The following is a 20,677-nucleotide window of genomic DNA, read 5'->3' on the forward strand; positions in this document are numbered from 1 at the left end:
ACGATCCCTTATCCCTGTGCTTGTCACAGGGATCCAGCGGCGTCGCGTCTGCGACGCCGGAAGACTCTTTCACGCGAAGGACTTCGCGTGGCTGGATTCCTGTGACAAGCACAGGAATGAGGGAGATATCGAAAGCTCAACTCACTGAGTCATAGAGGCATCGAGTCTCTGGTTCAACGCAAGCACATTGACCACAGGCTCACCCAAGAACCCAAGCTCACGCGCCTCGACAGCCGAATCCACCAGCGCCTTGACCTTCGCCTCGTCGAGACCGCGGGCCTTGGCGACGCGGGCGACCTGGAAATAGGCGGCATCGGGGGTGATGTGGGGATCAAGCCCGCTGCCCGAGGCGGTGACGAGGTCGATCGGTACGTCAGCGCCGGGGTTAGTCGCCTTGGCGGCCTGGTAGTCGGTCTTGACGCGGTCGATCAGCTTCTGGCTGGTCGGGCCGAGGTTCGAGCCTGAGGATGAGGCGGCGTTGTAGCCGTCGCCCGCGGCCGACGGGCGGTCGTGGAAATACTTGTCGCTGGAAAAGGCCTGGCCGATCAGCGTCGAGCCGATGACGGCTCCGTCCTTCTCGATCAGGCTGCCGTTCGCCTGTTTGGGGAAGAGGGCCTGGGCGGCACCCGTCATGGCGATCGGGTAAAGCAGGCCGGTGATGGCGGTGGTGGCAACGATCATGACGATTGCCGGACGAAGTTCTTTCAACATTGCATGTGCTCCTTAGGCGAGACCGAGGGCCGTGATGGCCATGTCGATCGCCTTGATGCCGATGAACGGGACGACGATGCCGCCGAGGCCGTAGATGACGAGGTTGCGGGACAGCAGCGCACCGGCGCCGATGGCGCGGTACTTCACGCCCTTCAGCGACAGCGGGATCAGCGCCACGATGATCAGCGCATTGAAGATGATCGCAGAGAGAATGGCGCTCTGCGGCGTGGCGAGCCCCATGATATTCAGCACGCCGAGCTGCGGGTAGAAGGTCAGGAACATCGCCGGGATGATGGCGAAATACTTGGCGATGTCGTTGGCGATCGAGAAGGTCGTCAGCGCGCCGCGGGTCATGAGCAGCTGCTTGCCGATCTCGACGATCTCGATGAGCTTCGTCGGGTCGCTGTCGAGGTCCACCATATTGCCGGCCTCGCGGGCGGCCACAGTGCCGGTGTTCATGGCGACGCCGACATCGGCCTGGGCAAGTGCCGGGGCGTCGTTGGTGCCGTCGCCGCACATGGCGACGAGCTTGCCCTTGGCCTGTTCCTCGCGGATCAGCGACAGCTTGTTTTCAGGCGTCGCCTGGGCGAGGAAGTCGTCGACCCCGGCTTCGGCAGCGATTGCGGCTGCGGTCATCGGGTTGTCGCCGGTGATCATCACTGTGCGGATGCCCATGCGGCGCAGTTCGGAGAAGCGCTCGCGGATGCCGCCCTTGACGATGTCCTTCAGCTGGATGACGCCGAGCAGCTTGCCGTCGCGGGCAACCGCGAGCGGCGTGCTGCCGGCCTTGGCGATCTCGTCGGCGATTGCCTGGAGTTCGCGCACGATATCGGTCTCGGGACGCAGAGCGATCGCCGCATTGCCGTTGGACGGCGCGTTGTTGGCACCGACATAGGTCAGCACGGCTTCGACCGCACCCTTGCGGATCGACGAGCCGCCGATATCGACACCGCTCATGCGGGTCTGGGCGGTGAAGGGAACGAAGGTCGCCTGCAGGCTGGCCATGTCGCGGCCGCGGATCGCATATTTCTCCTTGGCGAGCACGACGATCGAGCGTCCCTCGGGCGTCTCGTCAGCAAGCGAGGCGAGCTGGGCCGCATCGGCCAGTTCCTGTTCGGTGACGCCGCGGACCGGGCGGAAGCTCGTGGCCTGACGGTTGCCGAGCGTGATCGTGCCGGTCTTGTCGAGCAGCAGCGTATCGACGTCGCCGGAGGCTTCGACGGCGCGGCCGGACATGGCAAGCACGTTGAAGCGGACGAGACGGTCCATGCCGGCGATGCCGATGGCCGAAAGCAGGGCGCCGATCGTGGTCGGGATCAGCGTCACGAAGAGCGCAACCAGCGTGATGATCGGGATCGAGCCACCGGCATAGGCCGCAAAGCTCGGGATCGTCGCGGTGGCGAGCACGAAGATCAGCGTCATGCCTGCGAGCAGGATATTGAGCGCGATTTCGTTCGGCGTCTTCTGGCGCTCCGCGCCTTCGACGAGCGAGATCATCCGATCGAGGAAGGTCGAGCCGGCGGCTGCCGTGATGCGGACGCGGATGACGTCTGACAGAACCTGCGTGCCGCCTGTGACGGCCGAGCGGTCGCCGCCGGACTCACGGATGACGGGAGCGGATTCACCGGTGATCGCTGCTTCGTTGACCGAGGCGACGCCCTCGACGACTTCGCCGTCGGACGGGATGATGTCGCCGGCCTCGACCAGAACGAGATCGCCGACCTTGAGGCTCGTGCCCGGCACCATGCGGTAGCCGGAGCCGTTATTGGCGGTCAGAAGCTTGGCCTGCGTTTCGGTGCGCGCCTTGCGCAGCGAATCCGCCTGTGCCTTGCCACGGCCCTCGGCAACGGCTTCGGCGAAATTGGCAAATAGCACGGTAAACCAGAGCCAGAGATTGATCTGGAACGAGAAGCCGAGATTGCCGCCGCCGGTGGCGATATCGCGGATGAAGAGGATGGTGGTCAGCGCCGAGACAGTTGCCACAACGAACATGACCGGATTGCGGGCCAGCGTGCGCGGGTTGAGCTTTTTGAAAGCGGCGCCGACAGCCGGAATGAGGATGCGACTATCCAGGATACTCGCGGATTTTGCCTGGCTCATAAGAGACTCCAGCTTGAAAGAGTGAGGCGGAACCGGCCGGGCCGGTCAGCCGTGGAAAAGTCTGAGAACGGCGGCCGCGACGAGCAGGCCAGCCAGCATCAGCAGGATTGCGTCGGTCCCGCGCAGGCCGGGCCTTGCCCCACGCCCCGGCGAACCGTGGCGTGGGTGGATCGATTTGCGGAATGCGTGACGGATGATCATCGGCGTCACCTCAGAACGTCTGCCCTGCGATCATCACCAGGTGTTCGACAACAGGGCCGAGGGCCAGCGCCGGGAAGAAGGTCAGGCCGCCGACGATCAGGATCGTGCCGACGAGCAGACCGACGAAGAGCGGGCCGTCGGTCGGGAATGTGCCTGCGGAGGCCGGTACCGTCTTCTTGCTGATCAGCGAGCCGGCGATAGCAAGTGCGGGAACGATGACCAGGAAGCGGCCCATCAGCATCCCGATGCCGAGCGTGATGTTGTACCAGGGCGTATTGGCCGTCAGGCCGCCAAAGGCGGAACCGTTGTTGGCCGCAGCCGAGGTGTAGGCATAGAGGATTTCCGAGAAGCCGTGCGGACCAGCGGTGCCGACCGAGGCGACGGCCGATGGCAGGACGCTGGCGATTGCCGTAAAGACCAGCATGGCGAGCGGCAGGCAGAGAATGGCGAGCACGGCCATCTTCATTTCCTTCGCCTCGATCTTCTTGCCGAGATACTCAGGCGTACGGCCGACCATCAGGCCTGCCACGAAGACGGCGACGATGATGAAGAGGACGATGCCGTAGAAGCCCGCGCCGACGCCGCCGACGATGACTTCGCCGAGCTGCATGTTGATCAGCGGGATCAGGCCGCCGAGTGCGGTGAACGAACCATGCATGGCATTGACCGCGCCGCAGGAGGCCGCCGTGGTGATGACGGCGAAGAGCGAGGACATGGCGACGCCGAAGCGGACTTCCTTGCCTTCCATGTTGCCGCCTGCGAGCCCGAGCTGATGCATCAGCGGGTTGCCTGCAGCTTCCGCCCAGTAGGTGATGCCGACGCCAACGAGGAACAGGATGCCCATCGAGGCGAGGATCGCCCAACCCTGACGCTCGTTTCCGACCATGCGGCCGAAGACGTTGGTGAAGGCCGCGCCGATCGCGAAGATCGACAGCATCTGGATCATGTTCGAGATGTTATCGGGGTTTTCGAAGGGATGGGCCGAGTTGGCATTGAAGAAACCGCCGCCGTTGGTGCCGAGCATCTTGATGGCAAGCTGCGAAGCAACCGGGCCGAGCGCGATCGTCTGCTTGGCGCCTTCGAGCGTCGTTGCGTCGATGTAGGGACCGAGCGTCTGCGGCACACCGAGCCAGACATAGACAAGCGTCAGCACGATGCAGGCAGGCAGCAAAACGTACAGGGTGGCGCGGATCAAATCCACCCAGAAATTGCCGATCGCCTTGCCCGAAGCACGCGAGAAGGCGCGGATCAGGCCGATGGCGATTGCCATGCCGGTTGCGGCGGAAACAAAGTTCTGCACGGTCAGGCCGGCCATCTGCGACAGGTAGGACATGGTGCTTTCGCCGCCATAGCTCTGCCAGTTGGTGTTGGCGACGAAGCTGGTGGCGGTGTTGAAGGAAAGCTCCGGCCCGACCGCGGCCATTCCGGCCGGGTTATAGGGCAGGATGTCCTGGAAGCGCAGTAGCAGATAGAGAACCAGCGTGCCGAGCAGGTTGAACATCAGCAGCGAGAAGGCATAGGAGGTCCAATGCTGCTCCTCGCGGTCGCTGGTGCCGGCAAGCGCATAAAGTCCTCGTTCCACCGGAACGAGGACGGGGGAGAGCAGCGTGCGCTCTCCGCTGAAGACGCGCGTCATGTAACCGCCGAGCGGTTTGACGAGCGCAATGAGGATCCCGCAGAAGACGAGGATCTGTAGCCATCCGTTGAGGGTCATGGGAGGAAACTTTCGGGTATCCGGCCGGCGCTATCAGAAGCGCTCGGGGCGGATGAGGGCGTAGGTGAGGTAAACGGTGAGGAAAACGGTCACGGCGCCGCTCAGGATATAATCGAGGGTCATCGTCGCTTCTCCTTCAAAGCCTGTCGCAGGCGCGGGTATAGGCAAAGCACAGTACGAAAAAGACGATCGCGGTGCCCAGTAGAATGATATCCATCATGATCTTGACTCCTGGTGTTCTTGTTGGAGTCAGACAAGACAAGGGCGCCGTTCCCTCGGGATCGGCACCTTTATGCTTTCTGGCGTGGAGATAATCGGTTTGATCTCTCGGGCATTAATATGCGGCCGAAGCGCATTAAGGTTCGAGACGCGCCAGATGGCGCCAATATAAAAATCTTATAAATGCCTTTATGCGCCCAACTGAGCATTTCGTCGCGTCGTGAGCAAAAGCTGAAATGCCGCGATTGAATTTCGCCTGCGGGCGGTTCTATAGTCTGAGCAACGGCGCGGCTGAATCGTAAGCGCCACAGGGAAGGAAACCGCCATGACCAAAGTCCGTGCTCTCGTTCTGGAGCGTCAGCATGAGCTCGCGCTTCGCGACATCGATCTGCCGATGGAAACCGGCCCGGGCCAGGTGAAGATCAAGATCCATACGGTCGGGGTCTGCGGTTCGGATGTACATTATTACACCCACGGCAAGATCGGCCCCTTCGTCGTCAACGAGCCGATGGTGCTCGGCCACGAGGCAGCGGGAACGGTGATCGAGGTCGGCGAGGGCGTCACGCATCTGAAGATCGGCGACCGCGTCTGCATGGAGCCTGGTATTCCCGATCCGAATTCGAAGGCCAGCCGTCTCGGCATGTACAATATCGATCCGGCCGTGACCTTCTGGGCGACACCGCCCATTCATGGCGTTCTGACAGCCGAGGTCGTTCATCCCGCCAATTACACGTTCAAGCTGCCTGACAATGTCAGCTTTGCCGAGGGCGCGATGGTCGAGCCCTTTGCCGTTGGCATGCAGGCGGCGTCGAAGGCGAAGATTGCGCCTGGCGATACCGCCGTGGTGCTCGGCGCCGGTCCGATCGGCACGATGGTCGCGATCGCTGTCCTTGCCGGCGGCTGCTCGCGTGCCATCGTCGCCGATCTGGCGCAACCGAAGCTCGATATCGCCGCCCAGTATCAGGGCGTCATTCCGGTCAATATCCGTGAGAAGAGCCTTGCCGAAGAGGTATCGCGGCTGACGGATGGATGGGGCGCCGACGTGATCTTCGAATGCTCCGGTTCGCCGAAGGCATGGGAGACGATCATGCAGCTGCCGCGTCCGGGCGGCGTCATCGTCGCGGTCGGTCTGCCGGTCAATCCGGTCGGTTTTGACGTCTCGACCGCATCGACCAAGGAAATCCGCATCGAGACCGTTTTCCGCTATGCGCATCAATACGAGCGGTCGATCGCGCTCCTCGGTTCCGGGCGTGTCGATCTCAAGCCACTGATTTCCGAGACCTTTGCCTTCGAGGATTCGATCAAGGCTTTCGATCGCGCCGTTGAAGCGCGCCCGGATGATGTGAAGCTACAGATTGTCCTGTGATCGTACAAATCTCGTATAGGCTGCTTTAGATTAGAAAGATCTAATGCGCGTGAGAACAACCAAAGAACGAATCCTGTACGTTTCCGTCAACCATCCCTATTATTAGGGATGGTTCACAAGGCGTATGGCTACGAGTATGAATTCCTCACGTTAGGTTGTTGGATGCCCTTGGTAATGCCCGCGCAAGATTCATTAGTAATTATTGATATATGTATCTGAGCGGGGAAATTCATGATGCGCAATTCTCATCTTGCCGACCATCTCGACATCGCCATCAAACTTGCCAGGGCCGAGGGTTCAGAGCTCCTGGCCTATCTTCTGCAGATGGCCAAGGAAGAAATCCGCGTCAAACGCAGCATGCCGTCGCATGCGCGAATGGGTACCATCAGGGCAGGCGGACGCGCTCCACGGAATAGGGCGCAAGTCTGATCAGACCCTGTCCACCGCCTGCGGGATAGAAGCTTCCGAGAGCGGCTTCCTGAACACGCGGCGTGATGTTGACGAGGCACAGCGACTGCACGCTAGCGTCCTGCACCAGCAATGCCAGAACATCTGACGGCACTGCCGACCGGCATTCGCGCCAGCTGTAGCCGGCCATGCCGGCCAAGGCTTTGACCGTGTTGAAGAGTGGTCGCGGCGAACCGGGTGGTGACGGCTCGCCGTCTCCGGCAATCAGACCGAAAGGTCCCGTCAGCGCCGAAAGCGTCAGACATTCCAGGCCAACATCGGCCACCTGAATCCCGTAGGCAAAAGCGAAGGCTTCGGCGAAACGGCCATTCTGGCGCGGATCGCTGTTGGCCATCGGAATGCGGGCATGGCCTGGGTTGTCCATCGTCCGGCTGCCATAGGGGTTCTGGCGCATGGGAATGGTGGAAGGGCCGATCCGGTACGGCTTGCTGCCATAGATCGCCCGCACCGAGCGGGTGATGAAAGGCAATGCCTCCAACGTCTGCATGACACTCAGGTCGTCCGCCGCATGCACGATCGGGTTGGTGCAATGGGTGACGAAATCCAGGTGCCAGGCCGGCACGCGTTTGCGGTTGAGCTCGGTGAAATAGCTGAGCATGCCGCCGCCGAGGCTCACCTCGCCGAATGCGGCACGTGCCGCCGCATAGACTTCTTCCAGCGGCGGGCATTCCGGCCACTTGCTGCCCGGCGGCGTCGATTGGCGATCGACGGAGGGGGAGACGACGATCGCGTCGGGTGAGAAATGTGCCGCCTTCATCAGCGCCGCGATGTCGCGTGCTTCTTCCGCCGGTGACCTGACGCAGGGCAAGGCGATTTCGATCGTCGCCGAGCCCCGATGGCCTCTCGCGATTGCCGCGAAGTCGTCGAGCACCGCGCGTCCATGCCCGGCAAGCGGATCGAAATGAAAGAGCAGGTGCTGCGGCGCGATCTCGTCCAGCATCTCTTTCGCCGCCAATGTGGTGCGCGCTTCCTCGGGTGTCACGACGATGCCGATCGGCGGCATCGTGCCTGACCGGTCGCCCTTCCTGATCTCGACCACACGCTGCGCCGTTTTCGCCGATGCAAAGCCCTTGCGGCGGTCGTCGATCGACAGCACGATGCGCTGGCGCACCGGTTCGCCGGCGCCGATCCTGTAAGGCCAGGGAAGCGCCAGCGGGCGCACGTAGGTCTTATAGGAAGCGTCGGACCAGTTGCGCTGGTCCTCCATTTCGAACGTGTCGCCCTCCATCAGGCATTTTGCCAGGATGCCTTCGGCAACGGCATGCGTGATGGATCGCATATCCTTGAAGGGCTGCCAGGGATCGATCAGGTCGGGGAAGACCGTGTCGGCCACGTGGCCATCGACATCCTCGACCCTGACTGGAGCTCCGGCCACGCCGACGATCGGATGCAGGATGCAGAAGCCGCAACGGTTGGTTTCGAAGCCGGTCGCCGAAAGCGCATCGGCCTCGAATGTCAGTTCGGTTTCCGTGGCGGCAATTCGCACGGCGATGGCGAGCGTGCTTCCATCAGGGCCGACGCAATGGGCGGTATACCGAACGGCAAAGCGGCCATCGCCCTGTTCTACGGTCAGATCGTCGATGCGCGGGCTGTAGGTACCCCAGTCGCGATCGCGCACGAGATAGGAAACGGCCCGCAGCACCTCGATACCATTGTAGCGGATCGTTCGCAGGTTGCCGTTGGCGAGATCGGCGGAAAGCCGCCCGGCAGAAAGCGTCACCGGCTGCTCTTCGGCCTCGTGCGTACCATAGAGGGCGAAGGTTTCCGATGTCATCCGAGCATCGCCTCGATATCGACAGTCTTGCCGGAGGCCGCACTTTCATAGGCCGCTTCGACCAGCGCGAAAGTCTTCAGGTTGTCGGCGCCGGAAGTCGCAGGCTCGCCGCCGTTTTTGAGACGCTCGACCCAGTGTTCCTGGATCGCATAGACGCTTTCATGAATATTGTGCCAGGGGCGCGACGCCCAGGAGAGCAGCTGCGGCGAGGCGTCGGAGACGACGGTGCCGGCCGCGTTGGTGACCTCGAGACGGTATCCGGCTGACAGGCGGATGGTGCCATCGGTGCCATCGAGTTCGATCAACGTCTCCGGGAAATTCTCGGTGCCGAGCTTGGTGGCGTAGCTGACATCGACGATGGAGGTCGCGCCGCTCTCGTGGTCGAGCAGGATGGTCGCAACATCCTCGCCCTTGATCTTCTGATTGACCCGCTTGGTGCGCGCCGTCAGCGTCTTGACGTCGCCGAGGATGAAGCGGGCGATGTCCAGCGTGTGGATGCCGAGATCTTCGATGATGAAGCGCTCGCCTTCGGCGAGATAGGGCTGGCCGGAGAATACGTCATAGCCGGAGCGGAACGAGAAACGGCCCCAGAAGGGCGTGCCGATCGCCTTGCTGTCAAGCAGCCGGCGCACCGCCTGGATCGGCGTCTGCCAGCGGAAATTCTCGTGCACCATCAGCGGAATGCCGGCGTCGCGGCAAGCCGCCACCATGGATTTCGCGTCGGCCAGCGACTCTGCGAAAGGCTTCTGGCAGATGACCGGGATCTTGTTGCTTGCAGCCATTTCGACCAGCGGGCGGTGGCTCGGAACGGTCGTGGCGATATCGACGAAATCGAAGCCGCCAGCAGCGAAGAGTTCGGCCGCATCCGCGTAGCGCCGTTCGATGCCGAACTGGTCGCCGACAGCCTCCAGGCGGGCCGGATCGCGGTCGCAGATCGCCACGATCCCGGCGCCCTCGACATCGCGCCAGGCATGCATCTGGTTGACCGCGAAGAAACCGCAACCGATCAGGGCACCCTTCAATTCCGTCATTTCAACCTGCCTTTGCCATCTGCATGAGGGTAACGCGCTGCTGCAGGCGGCGCTGTGCCTGATCGACGACGACGGCGATGATGATGACGAGGCCCTTGATGACCATCTGCCAGAAGGACGATACGCCCATCATCACCAGTCCGTCCGAAAGAATGCCGATGACGAAGGCGCCGATGATGGTGCCGCCGATCGTGCCGCGGCCGCCCGACATCGAGGTGCCGCCGAGAACGGCTGCCGCAATCGCGTTCAGCTCGAAGCTTTCTCCGGTCGCCGGATGCGCTGCCATCAGTTCGGAGGAGATGACCACCCCGACGATCGCCGCGCACAGGCCGGAGAACATGTAGACGAAGATCTTCACGAGATCGACCCGGATGCCGGACATCCGCGCTGCCCGCTCATTGCCGCCGACCGCGAAGATGTGGCGGCCGATCGGCGTGGAGCGCGAGACATAGGCCGCGACAAGCGCCAGAACGATCAGAATCCAGATCGAGACAGGCAGGCCGAGAATGCGGCCGGCACCGAAAAAGTCGAAGCCGGTCGTCGCGTATTCCGGGCGGCCGACGAGGTTCGGAAAGGTCTGGCCGTCGGAGGAGAGCAGCGCCAGGCCGCGGGCGACATAGAGAGTGCCAAGCGTCGCGATGAACGGCGCGACGTTGAGCTTGGTGATCAGCAATCCGTTGATCAGGCCGATGGCAAGGCCGACGGCGAGCGTGATCAGCACGATCTCGAAGAGATTGAAGAAGATCGTATAGCCGATCGGCAGTTCGATCCCGTAGAGGATCAGGCCGCCGGCAACCATGCCGCAGAGGCCGACGATCGAGCCGACCGAAAGGTCGATGCCGCCGGTGATGATGACGAAAGTCATGCCCATGGCGAGAAAGGCGTTCAGCGCCACATGCTTCGACATCAGGATCATGTTCGCCGTCGAGGTGAAGTTCGGCGCGAAGATCGCAAAGAAGATGATGACGGCAAACAGCGCGATGAAGGTTCTGAGCTTCATCAGCGTCAGAAGTGCGGAGCCGTTGGCGCCCTTCGGCGCTGTGGTAGTCGTGGTAGCCGCCGTCATGACGCGAGTTTCCCTGTCTGCTGTCCGTGTCCCTTGGCCGAAGCCGCGATGATGGCATCTTCCGTCGCTTCGCTGCGATCGAAGACGGCGATCAGCCGTCCGTTGCTAAGGACCGCGATGCGATCGGAAAGCGCCATGACCTCTTCGAGGTCTGAAGTCGAAAACAAGATTGCGAGCCCGTTGGCCGCCAGCCGCCGCATGGTGCGGAAGACGTCAGCCTTGGCGCCGACATCGATGCCGCGGCTCGGCTCGTCCATCAGCAGCACCTTCGGATTGGTCATAAGCGCCTTGCCGATCACCACCTTCTGCTGGTTGCCGCCCGACATCGAGGTGACCTCGAAATCCGGATTGGGCGCCTTGATCGAGAGGTCCTTGATCGCCTCGCGAATGGCATTCTTCTCGGCCGACGCGCTGATATGGAAGAAGCGGGCAAAGCGGCCGAGGCTGGCGAGCGTCAGATTGCTGGCGATCGACAGAACCTGCACCAGGCCCTCGCGCTGACGATCCTCAGGGATCAGCGCCAGGCCGCGGCGGATGCGACGGGTCGTGTCGCGGGCGCGGACTTCCTGGCCGTCGATGAAGATCTTGCCGGTGGAATGCATGTGGCGGCCGATGACGCATTCGAAGAATTCGCTGCGCCCGGCGCCCATCAGGCCGTAGATGCCGAGAATTTCGCCCGACTTGACCGAGAGCGAGACGTGATCGACGGCAAGGCCGCCGGTCGGGCGCGGCAGACTGATGTCTTCGGCGCGGAACATTTCGCCGCCCAACGCATGATTGTCTGCCTTGGCGAAGTCCTTGGCATCCGAACCGATCATCGAGCGGACGATCCAGCGGGTGTCGATATCTTTCACCATCGCCTGGCCGGTGATCTGGCCGTCGCGCAGCACGGTGATGTAGTCGCCGATCCGCATCAGCTCTTCCAGCCGGTGCGAGATATAGACGATCGCAACACCCTGCGCCTTCAGTTCGGCGATGACCTTGAAAAGGATCTCCACTTCGGCAGCCGAGAGCGCCGAGGTCGGCTCATCCATGATCAGGATACGGGCATCGAGCGACATGGCCTTGGCGATCTCCACCAGCTGCTGCTGGCCGATCGGCAGGTCTTCGACCATGGTTTCGGCGTCGATCCCGGCGTCGAGGCGCTTCAGGAAGCCGTTGGCCTTTTCCACCTGCGCCTTGTGATCGATGCCGAGCACGCCGCGGGTGATTTCGCGGGTGGCAAAGATGTTCTCGGCAACCGTCATGTTGGCGAAGAGATTGAGTTCCTGGAAGATCATGCCGATGCCGTGTGCCTGCGCATCGGCCGGGCTGTCGAACGAGACCTGCTTGCCATCCAGAATGATCTTGCCGAGTGTCGGGCGCTCAACACCGGCGATGATCTTCATCAGCGTCGACTTGCCGGCGCCATTCTCGCCGACGAGAACGTTGACGGCGCCGCGGCGCAGCTCGAGATTGGCGCGCTTGACGGCGACGATGCCCGAATAGACCTTCGACACATCGTCGAGACGCAGGATGATATCGTCCTTGGCAGCGTCCTCAGTCATGGCGCCACCGTGAGTTCAGAAGGGGTGACCAGCGGCAGGTCGCTCCCTGACGGCAGCGGGAAGGCGCCGACGACTGTGACCGTCTTGCCGGTTATGCCATCGCGCGGAATGGCGGACAGGAAAGCGGTGTTGGCCTTCTCATTGAAGGCCTTGCCGAACTGGGCCCATTCGATCTGGTTCTTGAATTCGTTGAAATTGACGAAATCGAGCGTGTCGCGCAGCGCGGTGCCGCGCAGCGCCGGGCCGATCTGCACCTTGGCATCCGCCTTGCCGTCGCCATCGGCATCGACGTCGAGCGTCGCGGCGCGCGATTGCGTGTCAGCGGCCACGACCTTGCCGGTGAATTTCACCGCATAGGTCCAGGGCGCGCTCGCCTGCTTCTTCGGATTGCCGTATTTCTCGCCGGCCTGATCGGGGCCCGCGGCAACAGCGGCCACGACGTCCTTCAGCTCACCCGCGCGCTTCTGATAATAGGGAACAGCCTGCGACTGCCAGATGGCCTCGACCTTGGCATTCGGATCGAACGCGGTCTTTGCGGCCGCCGCTGCCTTTTTCTCGGCAGTCGGCGTCTTGATGATCTTGCAGCCTGGCAATGCCGCCGCCACGAGAGCGGCGATCAGGGCGCCCCTGATCCTCAACATGCTGTGAACCTCGAATTTCGTGAAATAGGCCGCAGAGGGCGCGGCTTCCCGGACCCTCTGCGGTGTGTTTTATGCCGGTTACTTCGAAATCGCGAAGGTTTCGAGCTTGGAGGCGTTGTCGGCGTTGATCAGAACGCAATCCATCAGCTGCTTTTCTTCCTTCGGCGACGTCTTGTTCTTGATGTAGGCGTCAGCCTGCTCGACGGCCATCTGGGCCTGGGCGTATGCCGGCTGCAGAACGGTGGCCTTGATGCCGCCTGCCTTGATCGAGTCGCGCACGTCGTTGGAGCCGTCGAAACCGACGACGATCACGTCCTTGCGGCCGGCAGCCTGGAGAGCGGCGATCGCGCCCATGGCCATCGTGTCGTTGCCGGAGATGACGCCCTTGATGTCGGGGTTTGCCTGCAGGATGGTTTCCATCTTGGCGTAGGCTTCGGTCTGGCTCCAGTTGGCCGACTGCTTGGCAACGCTCTTCAGATCCGGATAGTCGTCGATGACATCATGATAGCCCTGCGAGCGAATGCCGGCATTGGTGTCGGATTCCTTGCCGACGAGCTCCACATAGTTGCCCTTCTCGCCCATCAGCTTGACGAATTCCTGCGCGCCGAGCTGGGCACCCTGATAGTTGTTGGAAACGATCTGGGCGACGGCAACACCGGTGGCGTTGATTTCGCGGTCGATGAGGAAGGAGGGGATGCCCGCATCCTTGGCCTTCTTGACGGCGGCGACCGAGGCGTCGGCGCCGGCGTTGTCGAGGATGATGGCCTTGGCGCCGCGGCCGATGGCCGTGTCGATCATTTCCGACTGCTTGTTGGCATCGTCGTCATGGGTCATGACGAGCGCTTCGTAGCCGAGTTCCTTGGCCTTGGCTTCGGCGCCGACGGCTTCAGCCTTGAAGAACGGGTTGTCATGGGCCGGCGTGATGATGGCGATCAGATCAGCCGAAAATGCCGGCATGGCAACGCCGAGCGAAAGGGCACCGGCGAAGGCCGCAAGGGTCAGTCTGCGTGTAAAAGTCATGGTTTCTCCTCCCGAGTTTGACGCATGGGCCGGGCCACCCCGGCCCAACCAGAATTCATGCGAATTTTCATTGCCGGACCGTCTCTTGGACTCCCCACCGGGCCGGCGAAGCGGCAAGACCTGGGCCTTGCCGCAGCATTGTCAGGTGATGCGCCGGATGCTTTCGGCGATCTCCTGAGGTTCGAAGACTTTCTTCCAGTTGTCGCGCATCAGCGCGGGGATGCCGAACTCGATCGCCTTGTTGCAGGCATCCGAGAACACGCCATCGACTTCCTTGAAGATGACGGCGCCGAGCACGTTCATATGGCCGAGCAGGAAGTCGCGGGCGGCTTCCGCCGGCACGCCGCGGGCAACGCATTCGTCCATAGCCTGACGCATGACGACGAGCAGCGAGGCGCAAACGGTTTCGGAGAGGCCGGGCTCCAGCATCGCCATCTGATCGACGGTGACGCGGTGCGAGCGCATGACCGGCGCCCAGATGACCTTGGCGATTTCTTCGCCCAGATCGTAGGCGGCTTCCGGACCCTGCATCAGCGCCGAGACGATGTGCTGCTTGGCGAAGAGGCCGCCGAAGTGATCCTTCTTCGCCTGCATGTCCGTCTCGTCGTTGAAGATCGGCGGATGGCAGGGATGGGTCACGAAATAGGTGAGATCGGCACGTGCAGGCAAATGGCCGGCAAAAGGTGCGGCGGCGTCGAGGGCGACGACCATCGTGCCAGGCTTCAGCTTGTCGACGATGCCGGCGGCAACCTTGCCGATCGCTGTATCGGGAACAGCGAGAATGACGACGTCAGCACCGGCAAGACCTTCATCCGCACCGACGCAATCGATGCCGAGATCGTTCTTGAGGCGCGCCTTGCCGCCGTCGCTGACCTCGACGTGACGAACATCGAAGCGCGAGCCTTTGAGATTTTTGGCGAGCCGGTAGCCCATTTTGCCGCCGGCGCCGAAGAGGGCAATTGAAGTCATGTTTCCTCGCCTTTCGATTTTTCTATCAGCTAGCTTAACTGGTATGATGAGTCAATCACCATAGCAGTTGATCCCAAGAATTTGATGGTCCTACGCGCGGCGCCCGTCGCGGATCTGCGCGAAATAGCCGTCCGATCCGACCTGTCCGCCCTTCAGCGCGATTTGCAGGCCGTTCGTCGGAGCGTATGAGCCGTGAGCCGTGCAGAGCGGCGAACCAGGCGTCTGCGGCAAAGGCAGGAGCGTCGTCAGCGCCTCGACGCGCAATTCGCTCAAGGCATGGCTCGACGTATCACCACCGGCGATGACCGCGCGCGTCAGCTTTTCGGCTTCGATCAGACGGCGCAGGATGCCGCCGAGGCAGGCACCCAGGCGATTGCGGGCTTCGGGAATTCGGTCGATCTCGCTGCCGCGATCGGCCGAAGGGCCGAGCGCGGTATGCAAGATGACGCTGCGGTCGGATTTCAGCACTGCGAGACCCGACGCGACAGCCGCCTCGATTGCCGCATCGCCGCTCTCGCCGACAAGCGCCAGCGGATCGAGCGGAATGCCGTCGAAACCATTCTCCGTCGCATTGCGGATCTGCCGCTCGGTCGTCGGCGATACGCTGCCCGAGACGACCGCGAGGCGATCCACAGCGCCCGGAGCCGGGAATTCGATCTTGCCGGAGGTCAGCCCCTCGCGCTCCCAGGCATGCAGCAGCGCGTATTGAATGCCGGATGAACCTGCGACGAAGAGACCATCGCCACCGCGAAGGCGCCAGACCTGTTCGCCTGCAACAGCCTGCGATGCAGGTCCATCGACGTCGACGAGTAGGATGCCGGGCTTCTCGGCAAGCAGCGCATCGATACCCGCTGAGGCATCGGCCGCCGTCATCGCCAGATCGGCAAGCCGGATCGGCAGGCTGGTCTGGGCGGCAAGATGAACGGTCAAGTCTGCCTCGGCCATCGGTGTCACCGGATGGCGGCTCATCACCGGATGACGATCGATGCGGTAGACTTTGCCCTGATAGGCGGCGAAGAGATGGCCGAACGCCGTATAGCGCTTCAGTTGTGGCGCGCCGACGACGACGGGCACGCAATCCTGCGCAAAAATCTCGCGGCCGATCTCGATCGCCTTGCCGATATTGCCGATTGCGGGGCTGGAATCGAAGGTCGAGCAAACCTTGTAATGGCAGATCGCCGCATCCAGGCCCTTCAGCCAGGAAAAGGCGGGTGCGAGGTTACCGGTCATCCATTCCGGCGTCTGACTGCGGCTCGTTCCGGCAATGCCGATCGCCTGGCAGTCTGAAAACTTGGCGAGCGTCTCAGCGCTTGGAATGCCGAGAAACAGTGCGGTCTTCACACCATTGGAGGCGAGCGCCTCCATGACATCGGTCGAGCCGGTGAAATCATCGCCATAGTAACTGAGCAGCAGCTTGGACATGGTAGTCACGCGCCCTTGCCGTCAGCGAATTTGGCGATCGAGGCGGCCAACTCCGGATGGTCCTTGGCATAGGTCTCAAGCGGGATGTCAGCGACCGCCGCCTGCCAGGCTTGCTGCACGGCACGCACACCGGCGGCCGGTCCACCCGGATGGCTGACGATACCGCCGCCGCAGAGATAGAGAAGGTCGGTGGTCCGCCCGGTGCGCTGGTACGTCTCCGGTGCCTGGCCGCCCCACTGGCCGGAACCGGCGACGGGAAGCGGGCAATCCGTTTCATCGAACAGCGGCGTGCTGACCGCCTTGAAGGATTCGACGAAGCTTTCGTCGGGTTCCCAGTATTTGACGCGGATGCCGTTGATCTGGAACTGATCGACGCCGAGCAGGCGCCAGAATTGCTGATAGACCTTGAAATCCAAGCCGGTGGCCGGGTTGCGGGTCAGGATATCCCAGCCGTTGCGGTGGGCGTGGAGCACCAGTCCGGAGCGCTTGCGCAAAAAGCTCATGCCGCCGAAGCCGACCGAATTGATATTGACGACGGCGCAATTGCCGCCCGCCTTGAGGACCAGATCGTGGTTGCGCATCATCTCGTCCGGATCTGCATGCGAGATGCCGAAGGCATACATGACCTTCTTGCCGGTCTTCTGCTCGTGATCGAGGATCAGCGGCATGATCGCGGCGACGCGATCCCTGAGCGGCGAGTAGGCCGGGCTCATCAGCTTCTCGTCGTCCTTGATGAAATCGACGCCGGATGCGATCAGTTCGCCGACGAGTTCCGCCGTTTCATGCGGACGCAGGCCCAGCGCCGGTTTGACGATGGTGCCGATGATCGGCCGGCCCTCGACGCCCGTCAGCTTGCGGCTGCCTGCAACGCCGAACTGCGGCCCGGGATGCGCGCCCCTGAATTCCGGCGGCAGCTTCAGATCGACGATACGAATGCCGGTCATGCCCTTGATCGAATAGACGCCACCGATGGCAATCGTCATCAGCGCCGAAAGATCCGTGCCAATGGCATCGAGCGGGAAGACGATATCGACATCGGCGCGCTTGAGCGGCCCGTGACCTTCGGCAACTTCCGGCCAGCCGGGCGTCTTGGCATCCTCGAGAGGGCGGATCGCCAGTACGCGGGCAGCCACGCGCGCCTTCAGCTCTTCCGTCTCGCCTGGAACAGGCACAAAGGTCCCTGTCGACTGATCCGAAGCGATCTTGTCGGCCATGGCTTCGACACTGCCCGCTGTTTCGATGCGGTAGGTAAGGGTGATCATGCTCACGTCTTTAATGCTCCTCAGGCCAAGCCCAGCATCTTGGCAATCATTGCCTAACTGGTATAATGAGTATTCCAATTTCGCAAATGGAAAATTTTCCGAGCGCTGCCGAATGATCGTATCGCGGCCTTTGTCGCCGCCGCGCAAAATGCTAATGGGGAGGGAATTCTGAGCCAGCGAGACATCATGACCCAACCAATCGAGCAGATCGTTCGCCGGAAGCTCTCCGACGAGGTTTTCGACAGGCTCGAACGCATGATCACCTCGGGCGAACTGAAGCCCGGTGACGAGATGCCCTCCGAGCGCGTGCTGATGGAACGCTTCGGCGTCGGCCGCCCGGCGATCCGAGAGGCTATGCAGTCGCTGGCCGGCATGGGCCTCGTCAACATTTCCCATGGCGAGCGCGCCAAGGTGCTGAAGCTGACGGCGCAGTCGATCTTCCGGCAGGTAGATCTGACGGCGAAGATCATGCTGTCCCAGTCCAACGACAGTCTCGAAAACCTGAAGAGCGCCCGTATCTTCTTCGAGCGCGGCATGGCGCGGGAGGCGGCGCAGCGCGCGACGTCAGCCGATATCGAGGCGCTGAAAACGATCATCAGCCGACAGCGCGAGTCGCTTGGAAACGCGGAAGATTTCATCTCCGCCGACATGCAGTTTCACACCCGTATCGCGCAGATTTCCGGCAATCCTATCTTTGCCGCCGTCAGCGAGGCGATGCTGGCGTGGTTGCGCGAATATCATACGGAAATGCTGATCTGGACCGGCAAGGAAAAATTCACGCTGGTCGAGCACGAGGAAATCGTCGAGCGTCTTGCGGCGCGCGATGCCGATGGTGCAGAATCGGCGGTGCTGAAGCATCTCGAACGCTCACGGGCGCTCTATACGAAATAGGCATGCCTGCCGCCTGGGAAGAGGGGCGGCTGCATGCATCGAAGGAGGATCGATGACGGTCAAGAAAATCATCAACAACGGCGCTGACGCCGTCGACGAAATGCTGGCGGGCATGCTGGCTGCCCATCCCAATCATCTCAAGCTGATCGAGGGCACCACCCGCTCGGTTGTCGCAGTCGATGGTCCGCGTCAAGGCAAGGTCGGCTTGGTGATCGGTGGCGGCTCCGGTCATGAACCGAGCTTCGTCGGCTTTGTCGGGCGCGGTCTCGCCGATGGCGCGGCGATCGGCAATGTCTTCGCCTCGCCGCCGCCGGACCCGATTCTCGAATGCGCCAAGGCCGTCGATGGCGGCGCCGGCGTGCTCTTCATGTATGGCAACTATGCCGGCGACGTCATGAATTTCGACATGGCTGCCGAAATGGCGGCGATGGACAATATCGAAGTGCGCACCGTGCTGACGACCGACGACGTGGCGTCCGCACCGCGCGAGCGTCGCTCCGACCGCCGCGGCGTGGCCGGCAATGTCTTCGTCTTCAAGATCGCCGGTGCCGCCAGCGACCGAATGATGGATCTCGATGCCTGCGAGGCTGCCGCCCGAAAGGCCAACGACCGGACCTTCACCATGGGGGTGGCGCTCGGTCCTTGTTCCCTGCCGCAGACGCGCAAGCCGAATTTCGAGCTCGGCCCCGACGAGATGGAAATCGGCATGGGCATCCATGGCGAACCCGGCGTCGCGCGCGGCCCGCTGAAAAGCGCCAATGCGATCACCGACGATCTGCTCGACAAGATCCTGCCCGAGATGAAAGCCGCCCGCGGTGACCGCGTTGCCGTTCTGGTCAACGGCCTCGGCGCCACGCCACTGATGGAGCTCTACATCATGATGGCGCGCGTCAAGCAGCGGCTTGATGGCGAGGGCCTTGTCATCCACTCGACGCTCGTCGGCAATTATTGCAGCTCGCTCGACATGATGGGCGCCTCGGTGACCCTCATGCATCTCGACGATGAGCTGCAATCGCTGCTCGACCACCCCTGCGATTGCGCCATGTTCAGGAGCGGCCACTGATGGCTGAGATCACTGCACAGGACCTGCGCGCCCTGTTCTCGGCGATCGCCGCGACCATTACGGAAAACCGCGACCGCCTCAGTGAACTCGACGGCGTCATCGGCGATGCCGACCATGGCATCACCATGGAGCTCGGTTTTTCGACGGTGAAGACAAGCCTCGCGGCCAATGCGGCAGAGAGTGATCTCGGCGCCATCTTCAACCTCGCCGCCAAGTCATTCCTGAACGCCGTCGGCGCCTCATCGGGACCGCTCTATGCGACGGCCTTCATGCGCGCCGGTGCGGCGCTGAAGGGCAAGGCATCCGCCGGCGACGAGGACATGGTGAAGGCGTTTGCCGCCATGGCCAAGGGGATCGAGGACCGCGGCAAGGCAGTCCCGGGCGAAAAGACGATGGTCGATGCCTGGCGTCCGGCCGCTGATGCGGCTGAGGCGGAGTTGGCCAAGGGCTCTCCGCTTGCTGTCTGCCTGAAGGCGGCGGCGGATGCGGCGAATGCCGGTGCGGAGGCGACGAAGTCGATGCTGGCGACCAAGGGACGGGCGTCTCGATTGGGTGAGCGTGTGCTTGGGCATGCCGATCCGGGCGCGGTTTCGGCGGCGCTGATTATCGGGACGATGGCGGCGAGTTTCGGGTGAGGGGATCTTCGCTGGCGAGCCCATGCGAAATGGCAGCGTCAGTGTGCCGCTGCTCTTCACCGCAGCCATGGCCGCAAGCCAGGGAAAGAACAGTCTGGCAATCATCTACAAGCGCCTGATCGCCGCTGGCGAGGGCAAAATGACCGCTCTCGGCGCCATATTGCGGCACATCATCGTCATCGCAAATGCGAGGCTCAGGGAATACGAGGCCCAGCAAATGAGACTGACTTGATGAGAGAGGAACTGTGGCCGCGGCCCCCTCATCCGGCCCTTTGGGCCACCTTTGTAACTTCCCTTTATCCGCTATCGAGGCTGTAATGCCTATCGCGGTGGCGGATGGAAGACCGATGCACCTTTGAGACACCAAGCCCGCGGGAGAGCCTGGGTCTCCGTCCGCCGTTCCATTGACCCCGAACAGTCGCCAGGGTCGCTTGCGCAGGCAAAGCCCGCTTAGGCAAGGATGGGATCAGATGGAGACGATAGTAGGCATCGATGTTTCGAAAGACCGGCTCGACGTGGCGGTGCTTCCGCAGGGCGAGGCTTTTGCGGTGGACAACGACGATGCCGGCATTGGCGA

General features: G+C 62.4%; 19 protein-coding genes and 1 pseudogene. 6 read left to right on the forward strand and 14 right to left on the reverse strand.

What is annotated here, in order from left to right:
- Positions 1 to 141: 141 nt before the first annotated feature.
- Genes kdpC through AC1DNK_RS14620 form a run of 5 tightly spaced genes read right to left on the reverse strand, consistent with a single transcriptional unit; the run spans position 142 to position 4,849 of the window.
- Entirely contained in the window at positions 142 to 711 is a 570-nt protein-coding gene (gene kdpC / locus AC1DNK_RS14600; RefSeq protein ID WP_477941780.1) for a potassium-transporting ATPase subunit KdpC, read from the reverse strand.
- 12 nt (positions 712 to 723) lie between these two features.
- The gene (gene kdpB / locus AC1DNK_RS14605) at positions 724 to 2,811 is read right to left on the reverse strand and encodes a potassium-transporting ATPase subunit KdpB (protein WP_477941781.1); all 2,088 of its coding nucleotides are present in this window, start codon (positions 2,809 to 2,811) and stop codon (positions 724 to 726) included.
- 45 nt (positions 2,812 to 2,856) lie between these two features.
- Complete coding sequence (locus tag AC1DNK_RS14610) at positions 2,857 to 3,012, reverse strand: hypothetical protein (protein ID WP_310291017.1); 156 nt, start codon at positions 3,010 to 3,012, stop codon at positions 2,857 to 2,859.
- A 10-nt stretch (positions 3,013 to 3,022) separates the two neighbouring features.
- Positions 3,023 to 4,726, reverse strand: a complete 1,704-nt coding sequence (kdpA, locus tag AC1DNK_RS14615; RefSeq protein WP_477941782.1) for a potassium-transporting ATPase subunit KdpA — start codon at positions 4,724 to 4,726, stop codon at positions 3,023 to 3,025.
- Between the two features lie 33 nt (positions 4,727 to 4,759).
- Complete coding sequence (locus AC1DNK_RS14620) at positions 4,760 to 4,849, reverse strand: K(+)-transporting ATPase subunit F (RefSeq protein ID WP_016556800.1); 90 nt, start codon at positions 4,847 to 4,849, stop codon at positions 4,760 to 4,762.
- A gap of 421 nt (positions 4,850 to 5,270) precedes the next feature.
- On the opposite strand from AC1DNK_RS14620, the gene AC1DNK_RS14625 reads away from it, so the two are divergent.
- Entirely contained in the window at positions 5,271 to 6,311 is a 1,041-nt protein-coding gene (locus tag AC1DNK_RS14625) for an NAD(P)-dependent alcohol dehydrogenase (RefSeq protein ID WP_477941784.1), read from the forward strand.
- Between the two features lie 385 nt (positions 6,312 to 6,696).
- On the opposite strand, the gene apnL is transcribed toward AC1DNK_RS14625, so the two are convergent.
- The 9 genes from apnL to oiaX all read right to left on the reverse strand — a co-directional run bounded on the left by apnL (position 6,697) and on the right by oiaX (position 17,511).
- Complete coding sequence (gene apnL, locus AC1DNK_RS14630; protein ID WP_477941787.1) at positions 6,697 to 8,553, reverse strand: D-apionate lactonase; 1,857 nt, start codon at positions 8,551 to 8,553, stop codon at positions 6,697 to 6,699.
- Positions 8,550 to 9,584, reverse strand: coding sequence for a Gfo/Idh/MocA family protein (locus AC1DNK_RS14635; RefSeq protein ID WP_477941788.1), 1,035 nt, complete (start codon positions 9,582 to 9,584; stop codon positions 8,550 to 8,552). The genes apnL and AC1DNK_RS14635 overlap by 4 nt, the downstream gene beginning before the upstream one ends.
- Before the next feature lies 1 nt (position 9,585).
- Entirely contained in the window at positions 9,586 to 10,650 is a 1,065-nt protein-coding gene (locus tag AC1DNK_RS14640; RefSeq protein WP_112514737.1) for an ABC transporter permease, read from the reverse strand.
- A complete protein-coding gene (locus AC1DNK_RS14645; RefSeq protein WP_477941790.1) occupies positions 10,647 to 12,197 on the reverse strand; it encodes a sugar ABC transporter ATP-binding protein in 1,551 nt (516 codons plus the stop codon). The genes AC1DNK_RS14640 and AC1DNK_RS14645 overlap by 4 nt, the downstream gene beginning before the upstream one ends.
- A complete protein-coding gene (locus AC1DNK_RS14650; RefSeq protein ID WP_477941791.1) occupies positions 12,194 to 12,838 on the reverse strand; it encodes a DUF2291 family protein in 645 nt (214 codons plus the stop codon). Before AC1DNK_RS14650 ends, AC1DNK_RS14645 begins: the two co-directional genes overlap by 4 nt.
- 78 nt (positions 12,839 to 12,916) lie before the next feature.
- Positions 12,917 to 13,858: a substrate-binding domain-containing protein gene (locus AC1DNK_RS14655; RefSeq protein ID WP_477941793.1), complete on the reverse strand. Its 942-nt coding sequence runs from the start codon at positions 13,856 to 13,858 to the stop codon at positions 12,917 to 12,919.
- Between the two features lie 141 nt (positions 13,859 to 13,999).
- Entirely contained in the window at positions 14,000 to 14,827 is an 828-nt protein-coding gene (locus AC1DNK_RS14660; protein WP_477941794.1) for a phosphogluconate dehydrogenase C-terminal domain-containing protein, read from the reverse strand.
- A 90-nt stretch (positions 14,828 to 14,917) separates the two neighbouring features.
- On the reverse strand, positions 14,918 to 16,249 hold the full coding sequence (locus AC1DNK_RS14665) for a four-carbon acid sugar kinase family protein (RefSeq protein ID WP_477941819.1): 1,332 nt from the start codon (positions 16,247 to 16,249) through the stop codon (positions 14,918 to 14,920).
- Positions 16,250 to 16,254: 5 nt separating this feature from the next.
- Positions 16,255 to 17,511, reverse strand: coding sequence for a 3-oxo-isoapionate-4-phosphate decarboxylase OiaX (oiaX, locus tag AC1DNK_RS14670; RefSeq protein ID WP_477941821.1), 1,257 nt, complete (start codon positions 17,509 to 17,511; stop codon positions 16,255 to 16,257).
- Between the two features lie 186 nt (positions 17,512 to 17,697).
- Here oiaX and AC1DNK_RS14675 point away from each other — a divergent pair, with 186 nt between their 5' ends.
- The 5 genes and pseudogenes from AC1DNK_RS14675 to AC1DNK_RS14695 all read left to right on the forward strand — a co-directional run.
- Positions 17,698 to 18,402: a transcriptional regulator NanR gene (locus AC1DNK_RS14675; protein WP_112388476.1), complete on the forward strand. Its 705-nt coding sequence runs from the start codon at positions 17,698 to 17,700 to the stop codon at positions 18,400 to 18,402.
- A gap of 52 nt (positions 18,403 to 18,454) precedes the next feature.
- Positions 18,455 to 19,465, forward strand: coding sequence for a dihydroxyacetone kinase subunit DhaK (locus AC1DNK_RS14680; RefSeq protein WP_477941795.1), 1,011 nt, complete (start codon positions 18,455 to 18,457; stop codon positions 19,463 to 19,465).
- Positions 19,465 to 20,100, forward strand: a complete 636-nt coding sequence (gene dhaL, locus AC1DNK_RS14685) for a dihydroxyacetone kinase subunit DhaL (protein ID WP_477941796.1) — start codon at positions 19,465 to 19,467, stop codon at positions 20,098 to 20,100. The genes AC1DNK_RS14680 and dhaL overlap by 1 nt, the downstream gene beginning before the upstream one ends.
- Positions 20,101 to 20,122: 22 nt before the next feature.
- Complete coding sequence (locus AC1DNK_RS14690) at positions 20,123 to 20,332, forward strand: hypothetical protein (protein WP_477941797.1); 210 nt, start codon at positions 20,123 to 20,125, stop codon at positions 20,330 to 20,332.
- A gap of 238 nt (positions 20,333 to 20,570) precedes the next feature.
- A pseudogene (locus AC1DNK_RS14695) lies at positions 20,571 to 20,677 on the forward strand (IS110 family transposase); the annotation flags it as partial.

The organism is Rhizobium sp. 01N424, from assembly GCF_056399485.1.

Coding starts and splice junctions, on each gene's coding strand:
- kdpC (WP_477941780.1), bottom strand. CDS start 711: ATGTTGAAAGAACTTCGTCCGGCAATCGTCATGATCGTTGCCACCACC.
- kdpB (WP_477941781.1), bottom strand. CDS start 2,811: ATGAGCCAGGCAAAATCCGCGAGTATCCTGGATAGTCGCATCCTCATT.
- AC1DNK_RS14610 (WP_310291017.1), bottom strand. CDS start 3,012: ATGATCATCCGTCACGCATTCCGCAAATCGATCCACCCACGCCACGGT.
- kdpA (WP_477941782.1), bottom strand. CDS start 4,726: ATGACCCTCAACGGATGGCTACAGATCCTCGTCTTCTGCGGGATCCTC.
- AC1DNK_RS14620 (WP_016556800.1), bottom strand. CDS start 4,849: ATGACCCTCGATTATATCCTGAGCGGCGCCGTGACCGTTTTCCTCACC.
- AC1DNK_RS14625 (WP_477941784.1), top strand. CDS start 5,271: ATGACCAAAGTCCGTGCTCTCGTTCTGGAGCGTCAGCATGAGCTCGCG.
- apnL (WP_477941787.1), bottom strand. CDS start 8,553: ATGACATCGGAAACCTTCGCCCTCTATGGTACGCACGAGGCCGAAGAG.
- AC1DNK_RS14635 (WP_477941788.1), bottom strand. CDS start 9,584: ATGACGGAATTGAAGGGTGCCCTGATCGGTTGCGGTTTCTTCGCGGTC.
- AC1DNK_RS14640 (WP_112514737.1), bottom strand. CDS start 10,650: ATGACGGCGGCTACCACGACTACCACAGCGCCGAAGGGCGCCAACGGC.
- AC1DNK_RS14645 (WP_477941790.1), bottom strand. CDS start 12,197: ATGACTGAGGACGCTGCCAAGGACGATATCATCCTGCGTCTCGACGAT.
- AC1DNK_RS14650 (WP_477941791.1), bottom strand. CDS start 12,838: ATGTTGAGGATCAGGGGCGCCCTGATCGCCGCTCTCGTGGCGGCGGCA.
- AC1DNK_RS14655 (WP_477941793.1), bottom strand. CDS start 13,858: ATGACTTTTACACGCAGACTGACCCTTGCGGCCTTCGCCGGTGCCCTT.
- AC1DNK_RS14660 (WP_477941794.1), bottom strand. CDS start 14,827: ATGACTTCAATTGCCCTCTTCGGCGCCGGCGGCAAAATGGGCTACCGG.
- AC1DNK_RS14665 (WP_477941819.1), bottom strand. CDS start 16,249: ATGTCCAAGCTGCTGCTCAGTTACTATGGCGATGATTTCACCGGCTCG.
- oiaX (WP_477941821.1), bottom strand. CDS start 17,511: ATGATCACCCTTACCTACCGCATCGAAACAGCGGGCAGTGTCGAAGCC.
- AC1DNK_RS14675 (WP_112388476.1), top strand. CDS start 17,698: ATGACCCAACCAATCGAGCAGATCGTTCGCCGGAAGCTCTCCGACGAG.
- AC1DNK_RS14680 (WP_477941795.1), top strand. CDS start 18,455: ATGACGGTCAAGAAAATCATCAACAACGGCGCTGACGCCGTCGACGAA.
- dhaL (WP_477941796.1), top strand. CDS start 19,465: ATGGCTGAGATCACTGCACAGGACCTGCGCGCCCTGTTCTCGGCGATC.
- AC1DNK_RS14690 (WP_477941797.1), top strand. CDS start 20,123: ATGCGAAATGGCAGCGTCAGTGTGCCGCTGCTCTTCACCGCAGCCATG.